At 65.6% G+C, this 14,797-nt stretch carries 12 protein-coding genes; 7 read left to right on the top strand and 5 right to left on the bottom strand.

The window, feature by feature from the left end; translation table 11 throughout:
- Positions 1–86: 86 nt before the first annotated feature.
- The gene (locus DFR52_RS05895; RefSeq protein ID WP_110030918.1) at positions 87–1,694 is read right to left on the bottom strand and encodes a fumarate hydratase; all 1,608 of its coding nucleotides are present in this window, start codon (positions 1,692–1,694) and stop codon (positions 87–89) included.
- Positions 1,695–1,906: 212 nt separating this feature from the next.
- On the opposite strand from DFR52_RS05895, the gene arsB reads away from it, so the two are divergent.
- The 7 genes from arsB (at position 1,907) to DFR52_RS05860 (ending at position 11,097) form a co-directional block, all read left to right on the top strand.
- On the top strand, positions 1,907–2,968 hold the full coding sequence (gene arsB, locus DFR52_RS05890) for an ACR3 family arsenite efflux transporter (RefSeq protein WP_110030917.1): 1,062 nt from the start codon (positions 1,907–1,909) through the stop codon (positions 2,966–2,968).
- Positions 2,969–3,505: 537 nt separating this feature from the next.
- Positions 3,506–5,398 (top strand): L,D-transpeptidase family protein, encoded by a 1,893-nt coding sequence (locus DFR52_RS05885; RefSeq protein ID WP_170132219.1) that lies wholly within the window; start codon positions 3,506–3,508, stop codon positions 5,396–5,398.
- A gap of 528 nt (positions 5,399–5,926) precedes the next feature.
- Complete coding sequence (locus DFR52_RS05880; RefSeq protein WP_110030915.1) at positions 5,927–7,066, top strand: sugar ABC transporter substrate-binding protein; 1,140 nt, start codon at positions 5,927–5,929, stop codon at positions 7,064–7,066.
- Between the two features lie 99 nt (positions 7,067–7,165).
- A complete protein-coding gene (locus DFR52_RS05875; RefSeq protein ID WP_110030914.1) occupies positions 7,166–8,746 on the top strand; it encodes a sugar ABC transporter ATP-binding protein in 1,581 nt (526 codons plus the stop codon).
- Positions 8,743–9,729 (top strand): ABC transporter permease, encoded by a 987-nt coding sequence (locus DFR52_RS05870; RefSeq protein ID WP_110030913.1) that lies wholly within the window; start codon positions 8,743–8,745, stop codon positions 9,727–9,729. The genes DFR52_RS05875 and DFR52_RS05870 overlap by 4 nt, the downstream gene beginning before the upstream one ends.
- A 44-nt stretch (positions 9,730–9,773) precedes the next feature.
- Entirely contained in the window at positions 9,774–10,721 is a 948-nt protein-coding gene (locus DFR52_RS05865) for an ABC transporter permease (RefSeq protein WP_425351149.1), read from the top strand.
- A gap of 103 nt (positions 10,722–10,824) precedes the next feature.
- Positions 10,825–11,097, top strand: a complete 273-nt coding sequence (locus tag DFR52_RS05860; RefSeq protein WP_110030911.1) for a hypothetical protein — start codon at positions 10,825–10,827, stop codon at positions 11,095–11,097.
- A gap of 134 nt (positions 11,098–11,231) precedes the next feature.
- On the opposite strand, the gene DFR52_RS05855 is transcribed toward DFR52_RS05860, so the two are convergent.
- The 4 genes from DFR52_RS05855 to DFR52_RS05840 form a co-directional block, all read right to left on the bottom strand.
- Positions 11,232–11,777 (bottom strand): YaeQ family protein, encoded by a 546-nt coding sequence (locus DFR52_RS05855; RefSeq protein WP_110030910.1) that lies wholly within the window; start codon positions 11,775–11,777, stop codon positions 11,232–11,234.
- Between the two features lie 252 nt (positions 11,778–12,029).
- Positions 12,030–12,335 carry a hypothetical protein gene (locus tag DFR52_RS05850; protein ID WP_110030909.1) on the bottom strand — a complete coding sequence of 102 codons (306 nt, stop codon included), beginning with the start codon at positions 12,333–12,335 and terminating at the stop codon, positions 12,030–12,032.
- A gap of 182 nt (positions 12,336–12,517) precedes the next feature.
- A complete protein-coding gene (gene gntR, locus DFR52_RS05845; protein WP_110030908.1) occupies positions 12,518–13,546 on the bottom strand; it encodes an HTH-type transcriptional regulator GntR in 1,029 nt (342 codons plus the stop codon).
- 161 nt (positions 13,547–13,707) lie between these two features.
- Positions 13,708–14,604: an NAD(P)-dependent oxidoreductase gene (locus DFR52_RS05840; protein ID WP_110030907.1), complete on the bottom strand. Its 897-nt coding sequence runs from the start codon at positions 14,602–14,604 to the stop codon at positions 13,708–13,710.
- Between the last annotated feature and the right edge of the window lie 193 nt (positions 14,605–14,797).

Genomic DNA, 14,797 nt, shown 5'->3' with positions numbered 1-14,797 from the left:
CCTGCAAATTGTTACGGGATAATTCTTGGGGAATTGTTAACGACGAAGGCAGCAGCGCGCTTTATGCAAACAAACCCTCATATTTCTCAGCCGAGATTGAGCTCCTTGAAAAAATCGTTGCCTTTGTCGTCGATGACGATGAAGGCGGGGAAGTCCTCGACCTCGATGCGCCAGATCGCCTCCATGCCGAGTTCCTCGTACTCCACCACCTCGACCTTCCTGATGCAGTCCTGGGCCAGACGCGCGGCCGGGCCGCCGATCGAGCCCAGATAGAAGCCCCCGTGGCTTGCGCATGCCTCACGTACGGAGCGCGAGCGGTTTCCCTTGGCGAGCATGATCATCGAGCCGCCGAAGGACTGGAACTGGTCGACATAGGAATCCATGCGTCCCGCGGTCGTCGGGCCGAAGGAACCGGAGGCGAAGCCGGCGGGCGTCTTGGCCGGACCGGCGTAATAGATCGGGTGGTTCTTGAAGTAGTCCGGCATCGGCTCGCCGGCCTCGAGCCGGGCGCGGATCTTTGCGTGGGCGAGATCGCGGGCGACGATGATCGAGCCGCTCAACGACAGCTGCGTCTTGATCGGGTGCCGGGACAGCTCGGCCAGAATCTCGGCCATCGGACGGTTGAGGTCGATCCGGACCACGTGCGCCGAGAGTTTTTCTTCGTCGATGTCGGGCAGGTACTTTGACGGCTCTGTCTCGAGCTGTTCGACGAAGACGCCCTCGCGGGTGATGCGGCCGAGCGCCTGGCGGTCGGCCGAGCAGGACACGCCCAGGCCGATGGGCAGCGAGGCGCCGTGACGCGGCAGGCGGATGACGCGGACATCGTGGCAGAAATACTTGCCGCCGAACTGGGCGCCGACGCCCATCTGCTGCGTCAGCTTGTGGACTTCCGCCTCCATCTCCAGGTCGCGGAAGGCATGGCCGTCGGCCGAGCCGCTGGTGGGCAGGGTGTCGAGATAGCGGGTCGAGGCCAGCTTGACCGTCTTGAGGTTCATCTCGGCCGAGGTGCCGCCGATGACGATGGCAAGGTGATAGGGCGGGCAGGCGGCGGTGCCGAGGGTGAGAATCTTCTCGCGCAGGAACTCGATCATGCGGTCATGGGTGAGCAGCGAGGGCGTGCCCTGGAACAGGAAGGTCTTGTTGGCCGAGCCGCCACCCTTGGCAACGAAGAGAAAGTCGTAGGAATCGGTGCCTTCCTGGTAGATGTCGATCTGCGCCGGCAGGTTGTTGGCGGTGTTCTTCTCCTCGAACATCGACAGCGGCGCGAGCTGCGAATAGCGCAGGTTGCGGCTCTCATAGGCGTCCATCACGCCGCGGGCCAGTGCCGCATAGTCGCCGCCCTCGGTGAACACCGAGCCGCCCTTCTTGGCCATGATGATGGCGGTGCCGGTGTCCTGGCACATCGGCAAGATGCCGCCGGCGGCGATGTTGGCATTCTTCAGCAGGTCATAGGCGACGAAGCGGTCGTTTTCGGTGGCTTCGGGATCGTCGAGAATTGCCGCGAGCTGCCGGAGATGACCCGGGCGCAGGAGATGGTTGATGTCGCCGAAAGCGGTCTCGGAGAGAAGCCGCATGGCCTCCGGCTCCACCACCAGCATGTCCTTGCCGCGGAATGTCTCCACCGACACATACCGGTCGGTGAGCTTGCGCCAGGTGGTATCGGACGGTCCGGTCGGGAAGAGATCATTGGCCACGGGAACACTTTCGCTCGCAGTTGTTGTCGACGTCTGCCCGGGTTTCTAAGCTCACGGATAAGCAATTGCAATTGGATGACGCTGCGGCCTTCGTTGCATAGTTCTGGAAATCATGATTTATGGATTCATGGGCAGCAACGCCCCGACCTGGCAGCACCGGGCTTGACTGCAGCCGGCCGCCGGGCCGTACCTTGGCCCAACAGGAGCATGGGATGTCGACATTCGAGCGGTACCTGACCCTCTGGGTCGCATTGTGCATCGTGGCCGGGATCGTGCTCGGCTCTGTGTTTCCGTCGTTCTTCCAGGCGGTCGGATCGGCCGAAATCGCCAATGTCAACCTGCCGGTGGCGGTGCTGATATGGCTGATGATCATTCCGATGCTGGTCAAGATCGACTTCGGCTCGCTGGGGCAGGTCGGCCGGCACTGGCGCGGCATCTCGGTCACGCTGGTCGTCAACTGGGCGATCAAGCCGTTTACCATGGCCGTGATGGCCTGGTTCTTCATCGGCTGGATGTTCCGCCCGTTCCTGCCCAGCGAGCAGATCGACAGCTACATCGCCGGCCTCATCCTGCTCGGCGCGGCGCCCTGCACGGCCATGGTGTTCGTCTGGAGCAACCTGACCCGGGGAGACCCGCTCTTCACGCTCAGCCAGGTCACGGTCAACGACCTGGTGATGGTGGTCGCCTTCGCCCCGATCGTGGCGCTGCTGCTCGGCATTTCGGCCATCACCGTGCCCTGGCAGACGCTGCTTCTCTCCGTGACGCTCTACATCGTCGTGCCGGTCATCATCGCACAGATCCTGCGCTACCGGATGCTGGCCGGCGGAGGCGAGGCGGGGCTGCAGCGACTGCTGGCGAAGTTGCAGCCGCTCTCGATCGTGGCGCTGCTCGCCACCCTGGTGATGCTGTTCGCCTTCCAGGGCCAGGCGATCCTCGCAGCGCCGATCATCATCGTGCTTCTTTCGGTGCCGATCATCATCCAGACCTATCTGATCTTCGGCATCGGCTACATCGCCAACCGAGTCGCCGGCGAGACGCACCGGATCGCCGGGCCTTCCTCGCTCATCGGGGCGAGCAATTTCTTCGAGCTGGCCGTCGCCGTGGCCATCAGCCTGTTCGGATTCAATTCGGGCGCGGCACTTGCCACGGTGGTGGGCGTGCTGATCGAGGTGCCCGTCATGCTGTCGCTGGTCTGGATCGTCAACCGCTCCAAGGCCTGGTACGAGATCGCGCCGGCCCTGTCGCACCGCACCGCGGCCGAGACGCCGGAGTAGCCCCGGGCTGCGGCGACGCCAGCGGGGCCGCCGGCAGGTCCCTGCCCACGACCCCGGCCACCGCTGCACGCCTTCGGAAGCTCGCCGCACCCTCCGCCCGTCACCCCGGCCCTCGAGAGCCGGGGTCCAGCCACTGCGCGTCCGCGCGGTGAGAGACTCCTTTTTTGAGGACGGCCACAGGAGTCACCCGGCTCGCGGACGCGAGCCGCCGGATGCCGGCTCGGGGGCCGGCATGACGGCGGAGACGGTGGCCGTTGCTTCCCTCGGCCTCTCCTCGGCGCCTCCGGTCCGTCCCACGTTCGCTCATGGAGCTCATCCCGAAGTGACCGCGCGGGCCGGCCTCGACGGGCGAGGGGCCTGCAATCACCGAAACTTGATCGCCCGGCGCGTCCCGGTGAGCCGGGCCGGATCGGTCGCGATGCCAATGCGTCCGGGCACCGTTCTTTCTTTCGTAACCACGATTTGTTAGGGTGCGACACAGGGGCAGTGATCGACATGCGGGGGCTCCAGGTCCCGGCGCAGCAAAATGGATTTGGCATGAAACTCAAAATGCGTTCGGGCGTGGCACTTCTCGCCGTGATTGTCTGTGCAACAACGGCGGCGGTTCCGGTTCGTCCGGCGCAGGCGCGGGGGCTTCTGGAGGCGATCTTCCAGCCCAACCGGGAAAGCCAGCGACAGGCCATGCAGCGCCAGCGCGAAGCCGAGGCGCAGCGCGCCGCGCAGGAGCAGCAGGTGTCCAGGCCCGTCGCTCGTGTTTCCGGGCCGACCTACAACACCTATCGCGCCGACAAGCTGACGCAGGTGAATTTCTCCAAGATCTCGGATCCTGTGGTGACCGGGGCGGTCAATGACATGGGCCTGCCGCAACTGGGCATGGACCCCTTCGCAGAAGGGCGGGCGGCGCTGGACGATCTCGCCTTGCGCGCCCTGCCGGAAGTCGCCGACGCGGTGATCAGCCACTACTCCTCGCATCCCGGCTATCTGTGGGTGGCGGGCACGGGGATCACCGAATCCGCCCGGGCGGTCCTGACCGTCCTCGCCGATGCCGATTCAGTCGGCCTGTCGGCCCAGGACTACGCCGTCGTGCTGCCGTCCGACGGCTTTGACGCCACGCAGGGAACTGCCCGCCAGCAGGAGCTGATGCGCTTCGAGATGTCGCTGTCGGTGGCGGCGGCCAGCTACATGCTGGACGCGACCCGCGGCCGCATCGATCCGAACCGGATCTCCGGCTATCACGACTTCAAGCGCAAGGACCCGGACCTGGCCCGTGGCCTGGCCGCGCTCGGCGCCGCCGCCGATCCGGTCGCAGCCCTGCTCGCCTACAATCCGCAGGGCCCGCACTTCACCGCCTTCGTGGAGGAGCTGAAGCGGCTCCAGTCGCTCGACGAAGGCCAGCACGTGGCGATCGCCGACGGCTTGCTGCTCAAGCCGGGTCAGTCAGATCCCGAACTCGCCAATGTGATGGCGGCCATCAAGCTCAAGGGCAGCGATTCGCTCAAGGCCGGCCACGCGCTGGTGCTGGCGAGCTATGCCGGCAATCCGGAATACGATTCCGAGCTGGTGGCGCTGGTCAAGGATTTCCAGAAGGAGAACGGGCTGTCCGCCGACGGCGTCATCGGATCCAACACCGTGCGCGCGCTGGTCGGCGTCACCAATGCCGACAAGATCGAGAAAGTCCGCGTGGCGATGGAGCAGTCGCGCTGGCTGCCGAGCGAGCTTGGTGCACGGCGCGTGTTCATCAACCAGCCCGCCTATACCGCCACCTACTACGATCAGGGCCGGCCCGAGCTTTCCATGCGCGTGGTGGTGGGCAGCAAGGCCCACCAGACCAATTTTTTCCAGGACGAGATCGAGACCGTCGAGGTCAATCCCTACTGGGGCGTGCCGCAGTCGATCCTGATCAATGAAATGCTTCCCAAGTTGCGCAACGACGCGTCCTATCTCGACCGGCTCGGCTACGAGGTGGTGGAGAACGGTCGCCCGGTGTCGTCGACCATGGTCAACTGGCACCAGGTCGGCAAGGGCAGCCGCATCGACATCCGGCAGCCGCCCAGCGGCGACAATGCGCTTGGGGAGTTGAAGATCCTGTTCCCCAACACGCATGCCATCTACATGCACGACACGCCGTCGAAATCGCTGTTCAACAAGGATATGCGCGCCTACAGCCATGGCTGCATCCGCCTTCAGGATCCGCGCGCGATGGCCGCCAAGGTGCTCGGCACCACGGTCGAGGAGGTCGGCCGCGAGATCGCCGGCGGTCAGAACAAGGCCATTCCGACGCCTTCCAAGATCCCTGTCTACGTCGCCTATTTCACCGCCTGGCCGGATGAGACAGGCGCCGTGCAGTATTTCGCCGACGTCTATGGCCGCGACGCCTACACAGAGAAGGCGATCGCTGCCACCGTCGCCGAGCGCGCGCCCCAGGTCTGATTGCCGCCCGCACCGCCCACGGCGGTGCGGCGGTTCCCGTGGACCGGCCGCCGGCATCACCAAAACCCGACATTCACAAGAACGCCTCTCCTTTCGCCTGATCGGAGGGGCGTTCCGCTGACGGCTGCCGCCTCGCCGCAACGACGCCATCGTCACCCGGACCGGATGCCGCCCGGCCGCAGCCGACGAAGCGGCGCCGGGAGCAGGCGCCGGCTGCAATTCCGTGTTCAACCACCGCTCTGTTTCCGCGTCCGGATTGAGCGGGCCGCAATCTGCCCGCCTGCGAGCGCTACCATTGCGGACGGCGCGTTCGCAAGCATGAGAATTTCAATATACTGCATATCTGGAATTTGTGCGCAGCAACCCCCTGGCCTGCCATATTGACAGCGCTGTCAATTGTATCTAGATCTTTCTGCGGAGGCAGAGTTGGCCAGGTATTCCGGGGAGGGTGCCGGCATGACGATCGACGTTGCTTGACGGCCGGCGCGCCTCTGTGTTGGCAAATTGCAACATCCTGGGAGGGATCAGATGAGACTTCATGCACTCGCCAAGGTCGCCGGCGGTATCGGCGCCGCGCTGTTTATTTCACTGTCATCGAGCACAGCGGTGCTGGCTCAGCCGGAGGTGGTCGCGGGCCCGTCCAATGACGCCGAATGCTATGTGCCCTGGTCGGCGGACACCAAGTTCTTCCAGTTCGAGAAGAAGGACGGCCCCTACCGGGTGGCGCTGGCCAACGGCTACATCGCCAACACCTGGCGCATCCAGATGATCCAGACCGCGAAGGCCTATGCGGCACAGCCCGAAGTCGCCGCGGATCTCAAGGAATTCAAGGTCGTCTCCACCGGAGAGGATGTCGCGGCGCAGATCTCGGCCATCAACAATTTCATCGATTCCGGCTATGACGCCATCGTCGTCAATGCGCAGAACCCGCAGGCCTTCGCGCCGGTGATCAAGCGCGCCAAGGAAGCCGGCATCGTGCTTGTCGCCTTCGACAACATTCTCGACACGCAGGACGCCATCAACGTCAATGTGGACCAGAAGGGGCTGGGCGAACTCTGGGCGCACTGGCTCGACAAGCATCTGCCCGACGGCGGCAAGGTGCTGGAAGTGCGCGGCGTCGCCGGCACCTCCGTCGATACCGACCGCCACAATGGCATCCATGAAGTGTTCGATGCGTCGGGCAAGAAATGGGACGTGGTCGAAGTGGTCGGCAAATGGGACGACGGCACCGCGCAGAAGGCCACCGCCGACGCCATCGCCGTGCACGGCCATTTCGACGGCATCACCGCCCAGGGCGGCGACACCGGCGTGGTGCAGGCGATGATCGACGCCAAGCATCCCTTCGTGCCCTTCGGCGGCGAGACCGAGAACGGCTTCCGCAAGTTCTGCGCCGCCCATGCGGCAGAGGGACTCCTCTGCTCGTCGGCGGGCACCGGGCCGGCGCAGGTCGCGGTGGCGATCAAGACGGCCATCGACGCGCTCAAGGGCAATGTGGTGCCGCAGTCGGTCAAGCTGCCGCTGGCCATCGTCGAGGATCCGGACTTCAAGGACGGCGAAAACTTCTACTCCGCGGAATCGGACAATTTCTTCGTCGGAAACTCGTTTCCCACCTGCGGCATCAACTTCACCGCCCAGGAAATCATGAGCCAGGACAAGGCCGACAAGTAAGCGTCCGGTCTGGACAGATCTCTGCCGCGGGGCAATGCTCCGCGGCAGGTCTTGCCCGGGGGAGCATGCTCCGCCGCGTATCGAGTGTGGGAGAGAGTGATGGCGGACGGACAGGCGCTGTTGCGCATGGAGGGCATTTCCAAGCGCTATGGCGGCGTGCATGCGCTCGAGGACGCGCATCTCGACGTGCATGCCGGCCGGGTGCACGCGATCCTGGGGGAAAACGGCGCCGGCAAGTCGACGCTGATCAAGGTGATGTCCGGCGTGGTGGCGCCTGACCAGGGCCGTATGTATCTTGACGGGCGCGAGGTCAGCTTCGCCAATCCGGCCGCCGCCAACCGCGCCGGCATCGTCTGCATCTTCCAGGAACTGTCGCTCATCCCGGACCTTTCGGTTGCCGACAACATCATCGCCTCCAATCCGCCGACGCGCTTCGGTCTCATCGACCGCAGGGCGCAACGGCGGCTCGCCGAGGAAGCGCTCGTCAAGGCGGGCGGCGAGGACATCCATCCGCGCGCCCGCGTCGGCGATCTGCCATTGTCGCGCCAGCAGATCGTCGAGATCGCCAAGGCGCTGGCGCGCAAGCCGCGGCTCCTGATCCTGGACGAGGCGACCTCGGCGCTGACGGCCGCCGACGTGACCCGCGTGATGGCGGTGCTGAAGCGGCTGAGGTCCGACGGCATGGCGCTTCTCTACATTTCCCACCGCATGCACGAGATCGCCGAACTCGCCGACGAGTGCACGGTGTTCCGCAACGGCCGCAATGTGGAGAGCTACGAGCAGGGGGCGAAGACCGACAACGAGGTGGTGGAAATGATGATCGGCCGCGAGTACCGGCACGCCTTTCCGCCCAAGCCGCCGCGGCCGGCGGAAGAGACGCCGCCGGCGCTGGCAGTCCGGAATCTGAGCTGGACCGACAAGCTCTCGGACATATCGCTCGAGGTGCGGCCGGGCGAGGTGGTGGGGCTCGGCGGCCTCGACGGCCAGGGCCAGCGCGACCTGCTGCTGGCGCTCTTCGGCGTGCTGCGCGGGGTGACCGGCGAGATCGCGATCGACGGCAGGCCGATGGCCATCGACAGCCCGCGGCAGGCGAAATCCGCCGATGTCGGCATGGCGCTGATCCCGGAGGACCGCAAGACCGAAGGGCTGATGCTGCCGATGTCGGTCCTGCACAATCTGTCGTTCGCGGCGCTCGGCCGGCACGCCCGCTTCGGCATCATCGACAGGCAGGCGGAGGCGACGAGCGTCGACGAGATGATCAGGCTGCTGGCCATCCGCTCCAACGGCACCTCGATTCCGGTCTCGGCGCTTTCGGGCGGCAACCAGCAGAAGGTGGTGATTGCCAAATGGCTGATGCTCTCGCCAAGGATCATTCTCCTGAACGACCCGACGCGCGGCATCGATGTCGGCACCAAGCAGGAAATCTATCAGCTGTTGCGCAAGCTCTCGGGCGAGGGGGCGGCGATCATCCTTTATTCCACCGATTACGACGAGCTGATCGGCTGCTGCGACCGGGTGCTGGTGATGTATGACGGCACCATCAAGACCGAGCTCGCCGGCGACGAGATCACCGAGCATGCGCTTATCTCCAGCGCGCTCAACATCGCGCCGCAGGCCGGCGCGGCGACCGGGGAGGCCGGCCATGCGCCGGTGTCCGCCGCCAGCGGGAGCGTGGCATGAAGGAGTGGCGGTTCTTCGCGGCCGAGCAGCGCGCCACATTGCTGGCGCTCGTGCTCTTCCTGGTGATGTTCATCATCTACGTCTCCAATCATCCGGCCGGCTTCACGCCGAACGTGGTGCAGACGGCGTCGAACAAGGGCGTCATTCTCGCCTTCGTCGCCATGGCGCAGACGCTGGTGGTGCTGACGGCCGGCATCGACCTGTCGGTGGGGATGATCTTCATCCTGTGCAACTGCGTCGGCTCCTATGTGCTGGGCGGCACGATGGCATCGGCGCTCGGCGGCGCCGGCCTAGTGCTCCTGACCGGGCTCGGTTGCGGCATGGTCAACGGACTCATCGTCATCTTCGGCCGGCTGCAGCCGATCGTCACCACCATCGCCACCGGCGCCATATTCTTCGGCCTGGCGCTGTGGCTGAGGCCGTTTCCGGGCACCGTGCCGGATTTCAACGGCGACCTCGCCGACCTGTTCACCGGCAAGCTGTTCGGCGTGGTGCCGGCAAGCCTGGTGTTCCTGCTGGCCGTGGTGCTGGTCGTCTGGGTGCCGCTCAGCCGCTCGGTGATCGGCCGGGCGATCTATGCGGTCGGCTCTTCGGACATGGCGGCCTACATGTCGGGCATGCCGGTCAAGCTCGCGCGCTTCACCGCGTTCGCCGTGGGCGGGCTGCTCGCCGGCTTCGGCGGCCTGTTCCTGACCTTCTTTACCTATTCGGGCGAGGCGTCGCTGGCCAATGGCGACAATTACACGCTGTTTTCCATCGCAGCGGTGGTGCTCGGCGGGGTCTCGCTCTATGGCGGACGCGGCAGCGCCATCGGCGCCATCTTCGGGGCGCTGGCCTTCCGCACCATCGGCGACCTCTTGTTCGTCTTCGATTTCGATCCGCTGTGGCAGCCGCTGTTCCAGGGCCTGGTGCTTGCACTGGCCGTCACCTTCGGCGCCGCAAGGCTGTTCCGGATCCGCAACCGGCTGGAGATGTTCTCATGAGGGGGCCGGCGATGAAACAAGACACCGCAACGCCGCAGGCGCCGATGCTCCTGCACCTGCGCGCCAATCTGCCGATCGTCATCTCGTTCGCCTGCATCATCCTGCTGCTTCTGTTGGGCAGCCTCTATTCGGAAAACTTCCTCTCGCCGGACTACCTGATCCAGCAACTGAAGGTCGCCTCGTTCCTGGGCGTGATTGCCACCGGCATGATGCTGATCATCCTGATGGGGCAGATCGACCTGTCGGTGCCCTGGCTTCTTACCACAGGCGCGATGATGGCCTCGGCCGCAACCGCCTTCGGCCCGGCAGGCGAATTTCTGGCCGTCCCCTTCGGCGTCTTCTGCGGCTTTGCCATGGGCATGGTCTCGGGAGTGGGCGTCGCCTATCTCAGGATCCCGGCGATGATCGTCACGCTCGCCATGAACGTCATCGCCCAGGGGCTGATGGTGGCCTATACCGGCGGCTTCTCGCCGTCCGACACCGCCTCGAGCGGCATGCGCTATCTCGCCACGGGCAACCTGATCGGCGGTGTGCCCAACGCCATCCTGGTCTGGATCGGCATCGGCGCGCTCGCCGTCTTCGTGCTCAACCGCACCACATTCGGACGCGCCGTCTACGCCATCGGCAACCGCGAGAGCGCCGCGTTCCTATCGGGGGCGGCGACGCAGCGGCTGATGATGTTCGGCTTCGGCATCTCCGGCGCGCTCGCGGCCTTCGGCGGCGTGCTGCTTGCGGGCTACGCCGGCAAGGCGGCGCAGTCGATGGGCGACGCCTATCTGCTGCCCTCGATCGCCGCCGTGGTGCTCGGCGGCACCTCGATCCTCGGCGGTCGCGGCAACTATCTGGGCACCGTCGCCGGCGTCATCCTGGTCACGCTGCTGCAGTCGATCCTGTCGGTGATGCAGATCGCCGAATTCGGCCGCCAGATCATCTACGGCCTGGTGATCGTGACGATGCTGCTGCTTTATGGACGGGAGCGCGCGCTCAGGTGAGGGGGGCGGGCCGGGCCGCTTCCAGCATGTGTTGCCGAGTTTTCAGCTGGCTTCTGAGGCCTTTGCACCGGCATGTCCTGCAACAATTTGGACCGGCGGAAAAATGTGCTATGCGCCAGCCGGCAACTTGAGGAGTGTGACCGTGAGTGACTCAACCGTGGCGGATGCGACAGACCGCATCTATCAATCGCTTCAGGCGGACAATGCCGATATCGACATCCACATCGCGGCGCTCAAGGCGGCGATGGCGCGGGAGGGGCTGAAACAGGCCGTGTTCGACCCGGCCCGACTGGCGCACGCCAACCGGTCCGGCCGCAAGCTGATGCAGGCCTATTTCCGCCAGCGCGGCGTGACGGTGACTTTCGCGGCATCGTAAGGGGTGCCGGGCCAGCAGGCAGGGAGGCCGGCAGTCCGCGTGCGTTCGACGGGCGCGAGCCGCGCCTCGGTCGCGGGGCGCCTGACGCGTGGCCCCGGTCCGCTCCCGCCCGGTTTGCGCGCAAGACTCGTGAGCTACGCGGCGCTCTTCCATTTCAGCGGGGTCAGGTAGACGATGCGGTCGCCGGCGCTCACCATCACCTCGCCATCCTGGATGTTGACCTGAAGCTGCATCGCGCGGCTCGCCAGGTTCGCCAGTTCGCGGGTGTCCTTCTCGGAAAAGCCCGTCACCTGGAGATTGTCGAAGCGGGAGGTGCTGCTCTTGACCTTGTCCCACCACATCTCGGCCGTCCGGCCGCCGTAGGGATAGATGACCACCCGGTTGGCCTTGCCGCAGGACTGGCGCAGCAGCTTTTCACTGGGAAGCCCGAGCGCCACCCAGACGTCGAGTTCGCCGCTCAGGCTCTTCTGCCAGATGTCGGGCTCGTCATCGGTCGACAGGCCCTTGGTCATTTCCAGATGCTCATGGGCATTGAGCGCAAAGGCGATGATCCGCAGCATCATCCGCTCGTCGGTCTCCGAGGGATGCTTGGCAACGGTCAGCTTGTGGGTCTCGTAGTAGTGGCGATCCATGTCGGAGACGGAAAGCTCGACTTTGTAGATGGTGGCATTCTGCGCCATGACGTGTCCCAGAATTCGAAGATCAGGGTGCTTACTGCGTCCGGCAACATTGTGAAAGCAGATAAAGGACCTGACCAAGGGGGCGAACACGGTGGCATCCACCCATCGTTGCGTTTGGCGCGCCGGCGAAGACGCAAGGAAGGGATCTGATCGTCCGCGAGCCGTCGGACTCGTTCCTGCCGCCCGCGCGGAGTTTCCCCCGCATTTTCACTCAGCGGCGCAACCGGCAAGCCGTCCGCCAACGGCTGCCGGTCAGAGAACCGCCCGCCGCAGCCAGGCGGTCCGGATCAGCCGCGCCAGCGCCCAGGCGGCCGCCATCCAGATCACCGTCGCCGCCGCGCCGGCGAGCGCCCGGTCGAGCGGCCATGCCTGACCGCCGCGGCCGGTGGTGGAGTAGGACAGGCCCAGATTCATCGCGACCCCCAGCGCGATCACGATGAGCAGCGGATAATGCCGCCGGGCGGCAAAGCCCGTCACCAGGGCGCAGTAGATGAAGACGAACATGATCGGATCGAAAATGAGGCCGGCGAGCGCGCCGGAAAGGATGGAAAGCGTCATCGCGGTTGCTCCTGCCATGCCGAAGACGGCGACATCCTGCCACCGCCGGGCGCGGTTGTGGAGTGGGCGGGAGGCAGATTTTCCGGATGCGGACTCGGATGCAGGCCTGGCTGTCGCCCCCGGAGCCGGGACTGCCGGTCGATGACGGGCAACCGGGCACGGCGCAGGCCCTTCCTCCCCGTTCAGCCGTTGCGCGCGGTGCTTTCGCGCTCGATCAGCTCGAAGCCGAGATCGACGGTCCGCTCCGCCGGCGGATGCCCAGCGACGGCGGCAATCAGCATCTCGATGGCCTTGTGGCCCATCTCGTAGCGATAGGTCTTGACGCTGGTCAGCGTCGGATGCACGGCGGAGGCGATGTCGAAATCGTTGAAGCCGGAAATGCCGAAATCCTCTGGCACCCTCATGCGCCGCCGCTGGCACTCGAACAGGGCGCCAAGCGCGATGTCGTCGTTGTTGGCCTGGATGGCGTCCGCATCGGGAAAGCGCGCCATGAACTCCGACAGCAGCTGCTGGCCGAGAAACACCGACGAGGTCTTGTGGGTGGTGACCACCATCCGCTCGTCAAACAGCCCCGCCTCGGTCATCGCCCGGACATAGCCGTCGAGCCGCTGCCGCGTGCGGGTGTCCATCTGGGCGGCGAGGAAGCCGATCCGGCGGTAGGAGCGGGCGATCAGGTTGCGGGTCGCTGCCTCCGCGGCATCCCGGTGGTCGAAGCCGACCGCCATGTCGAAGGGCTCGGGAGGCAGGTCCATGATCTGCACCACCGGGCAGTTGTTGGCCGCAAGCAGCTGCGCCGCGTCGCGCGACTGGTCGTGGCCGGTCACCATCAGCGCCGCCGGACGCTGGCCGAGAAACAGCCTGAGCAGTTCCTCCTCCTTGATGGAGGAGTAGTTGGTGTTGCCGAGCTGGACCTGAAAGGGCGTGGTCTCGATGGCGTCGTAGATGCCGCGCAGCACGTCGGTGTAGACCGAGTTGGTCACCGACGGGATGATGATGCCGATGACATTGGTGTGCGAGGAGGCGAGCGCCCGGGCGGCGGTGTCGGGCACATAGCCGATCGCCCGCACCGCCTGGCTGATGCGCTCGCGCAGGATGGCCGAGACCGAGTCCGGATTGCGCAGCGCACGCGAAGCGGTAATAGCGCTAACATTTGCCGCTCTGGCGACATCGGTGAGCGTCGGCTTGCCTGATTTTCTGCTGTTTTTCGCCAATGTCTGTTCTGTCCCGATGCTGGCCCGATGCTGGATTTTGACCTATTTGCGGTCCGATTGCTAGCGCTACCATGCGGAATATCCCGGGCAGGTCGCTGCGAGCCGATCTGGCTTGGCGGCGGCGGGGAATGGCAGTCGTGCGCGATGCCGGCCGCGGCGAGCTAGCGCTCGATGCCGTTGGCGCGGGCCACGAAATCGGGCAGGTGGGGGACGTAGTCCTCGCCGCCTCCGCCGCCGGTGGCCACCGCCATGGCGAACGAGTTCTTGACGCTGCTGGCCACGTGGGTGGCGACGCCGGCGGCATTGGCCATCGCCTCGACATAGCGCATGTCCTTCAAGCCGTTCGACAGGCTGAACTTGTGCGCCTCGCGGTTGCCCTCGAGCGTGTAGCCCATGAAGGTCTGGTAGAAGCCGCAGTCCATGCGGCCGCCGCGGATGACGCTGTCGAAGGTCTCGACCGGAATGCCGACCCTGGCCGCCATGGCCAGCGCCTCGGAATAGATCGCCGCATAACCGAGCGAGAGGAAGTTGTTGAGAAGCTTCATCTTGTGGCCGGCGCCGATCTCGCCGATGTGGACGATCTTTCCGGCCCAGGCGGCGATCACCGGTCGGATGCGCTCGAAGACCGGCCCGGTGGCGCCGACCATGCAGTCGAGCGTGCCCTCCCAGGCTTCCTTCGGGGTTCGTCCGAGCGGCGCGTCGGCGTAGTCGACGCCGATGTCGGCCATCTCTGCCGCCAGACGCGCCGTCACCGTCGGCTCGCCGGTGGAGCAGTCGACGATCACCGTCCCGGGCCTGAGGCCGGGCTTCAGGCTTGCCACCACGGAGGCTGCTTCCGGCGCGCCGGTGAGGCAGAGGAAGATGATGGAGGAGCGGGACGCCAGATCCTCCAGCGATGCTGCCTCGGTGGCGCCGCGGTGGACAAGGTCTTCGAGCGGTTTGCGGTTGCGATGGGCGAGCGTGGTCAACGGATAGCCCTTCTCGACGAGGTTCTTGGCCATGCCCTGGCCCATCAGTCCGATGCCGACAAAGCCGATGGTTTCCTGCGCCTCAGTCATGGGATTCTCCTCCTCGATTGGTGGCGGGAGTTTGGCGCGGTGGGGCAGGGAAGGCAAGGGCGCCCTTCCAGCGCCGTTTCGCGGCCAACGGCAATACCCGCCTGGCCGACCCCTCCGCCGGCATCAGGCGCAGCACGGAGACGGCGACCAAGACTGTGACGGCTGACTGCTTCATTCTTCCACCCCTGATTGG

This window comes from Hoeflea marina (assembly GCF_003182275.1).
Lineage (GTDB): Bacteria > Pseudomonadota > Alphaproteobacteria > Rhizobiales > Rhizobiaceae > Hoeflea > Hoeflea marina.
The sequence above is the reverse complement of the archived record's forward strand: the minus strand, read 5'-3'. Positions and strand labels throughout refer to the sequence as shown.

What these genes read in the sequence shown, in the direction of transcription:
- DFR52_RS05885 (WP_170132219.1), top strand. Translation starts at nt 3,506, where the DNA reads ATGAAACTCAAAATGCGTTCGGGCGTGGCACTTCTCGCCGTGATTGTC.
- DFR52_RS05875 (WP_110030914.1), top strand. Translation starts at nt 7,166, where the DNA reads ATGGCGGACGGACAGGCGCTGTTGCGCATGGAGGGCATTTCCAAGCGC.
- DFR52_RS05840 (WP_110030907.1), bottom strand. Translation starts at nt 14,604, where the DNA reads ATGACTGAGGCGCAGGAAACCATCGGCTTTGTCGGCATCGGACTGATG.
- DFR52_RS05855 (WP_110030910.1), bottom strand. Translation starts at nt 11,777, where the DNA reads ATGGCGCAGAATGCCACCATCTACAAAGTCGAGCTTTCCGTCTCCGAC.
- DFR52_RS05850 (WP_110030909.1), bottom strand. Translation starts at nt 12,335, where the DNA reads ATGACGCTTTCCATCCTTTCCGGCGCGCTCGCCGGCCTCATTTTCGAT.
- DFR52_RS05870 (WP_110030913.1), top strand. Translation starts at nt 8,743, where the DNA reads ATGAAGGAGTGGCGGTTCTTCGCGGCCGAGCAGCGCGCCACATTGCTG.
- DFR52_RS05865 (WP_425351149.1), top strand. Translation starts at nt 9,774, where the DNA reads ATGCTCCTGCACCTGCGCGCCAATCTGCCGATCGTCATCTCGTTCGCC.
- DFR52_RS05860 (WP_110030911.1), top strand. Translation starts at nt 10,825, where the DNA reads ATGTGCTATGCGCCAGCCGGCAACTTGAGGAGTGTGACCGTGAGTGAC.
- DFR52_RS05880 (WP_110030915.1), top strand. Translation starts at nt 5,927, where the DNA reads ATGAGACTTCATGCACTCGCCAAGGTCGCCGGCGGTATCGGCGCCGCG.
- arsB (WP_110030917.1), top strand. Translation starts at nt 1,907, where the DNA reads ATGTCGACATTCGAGCGGTACCTGACCCTCTGGGTCGCATTGTGCATC.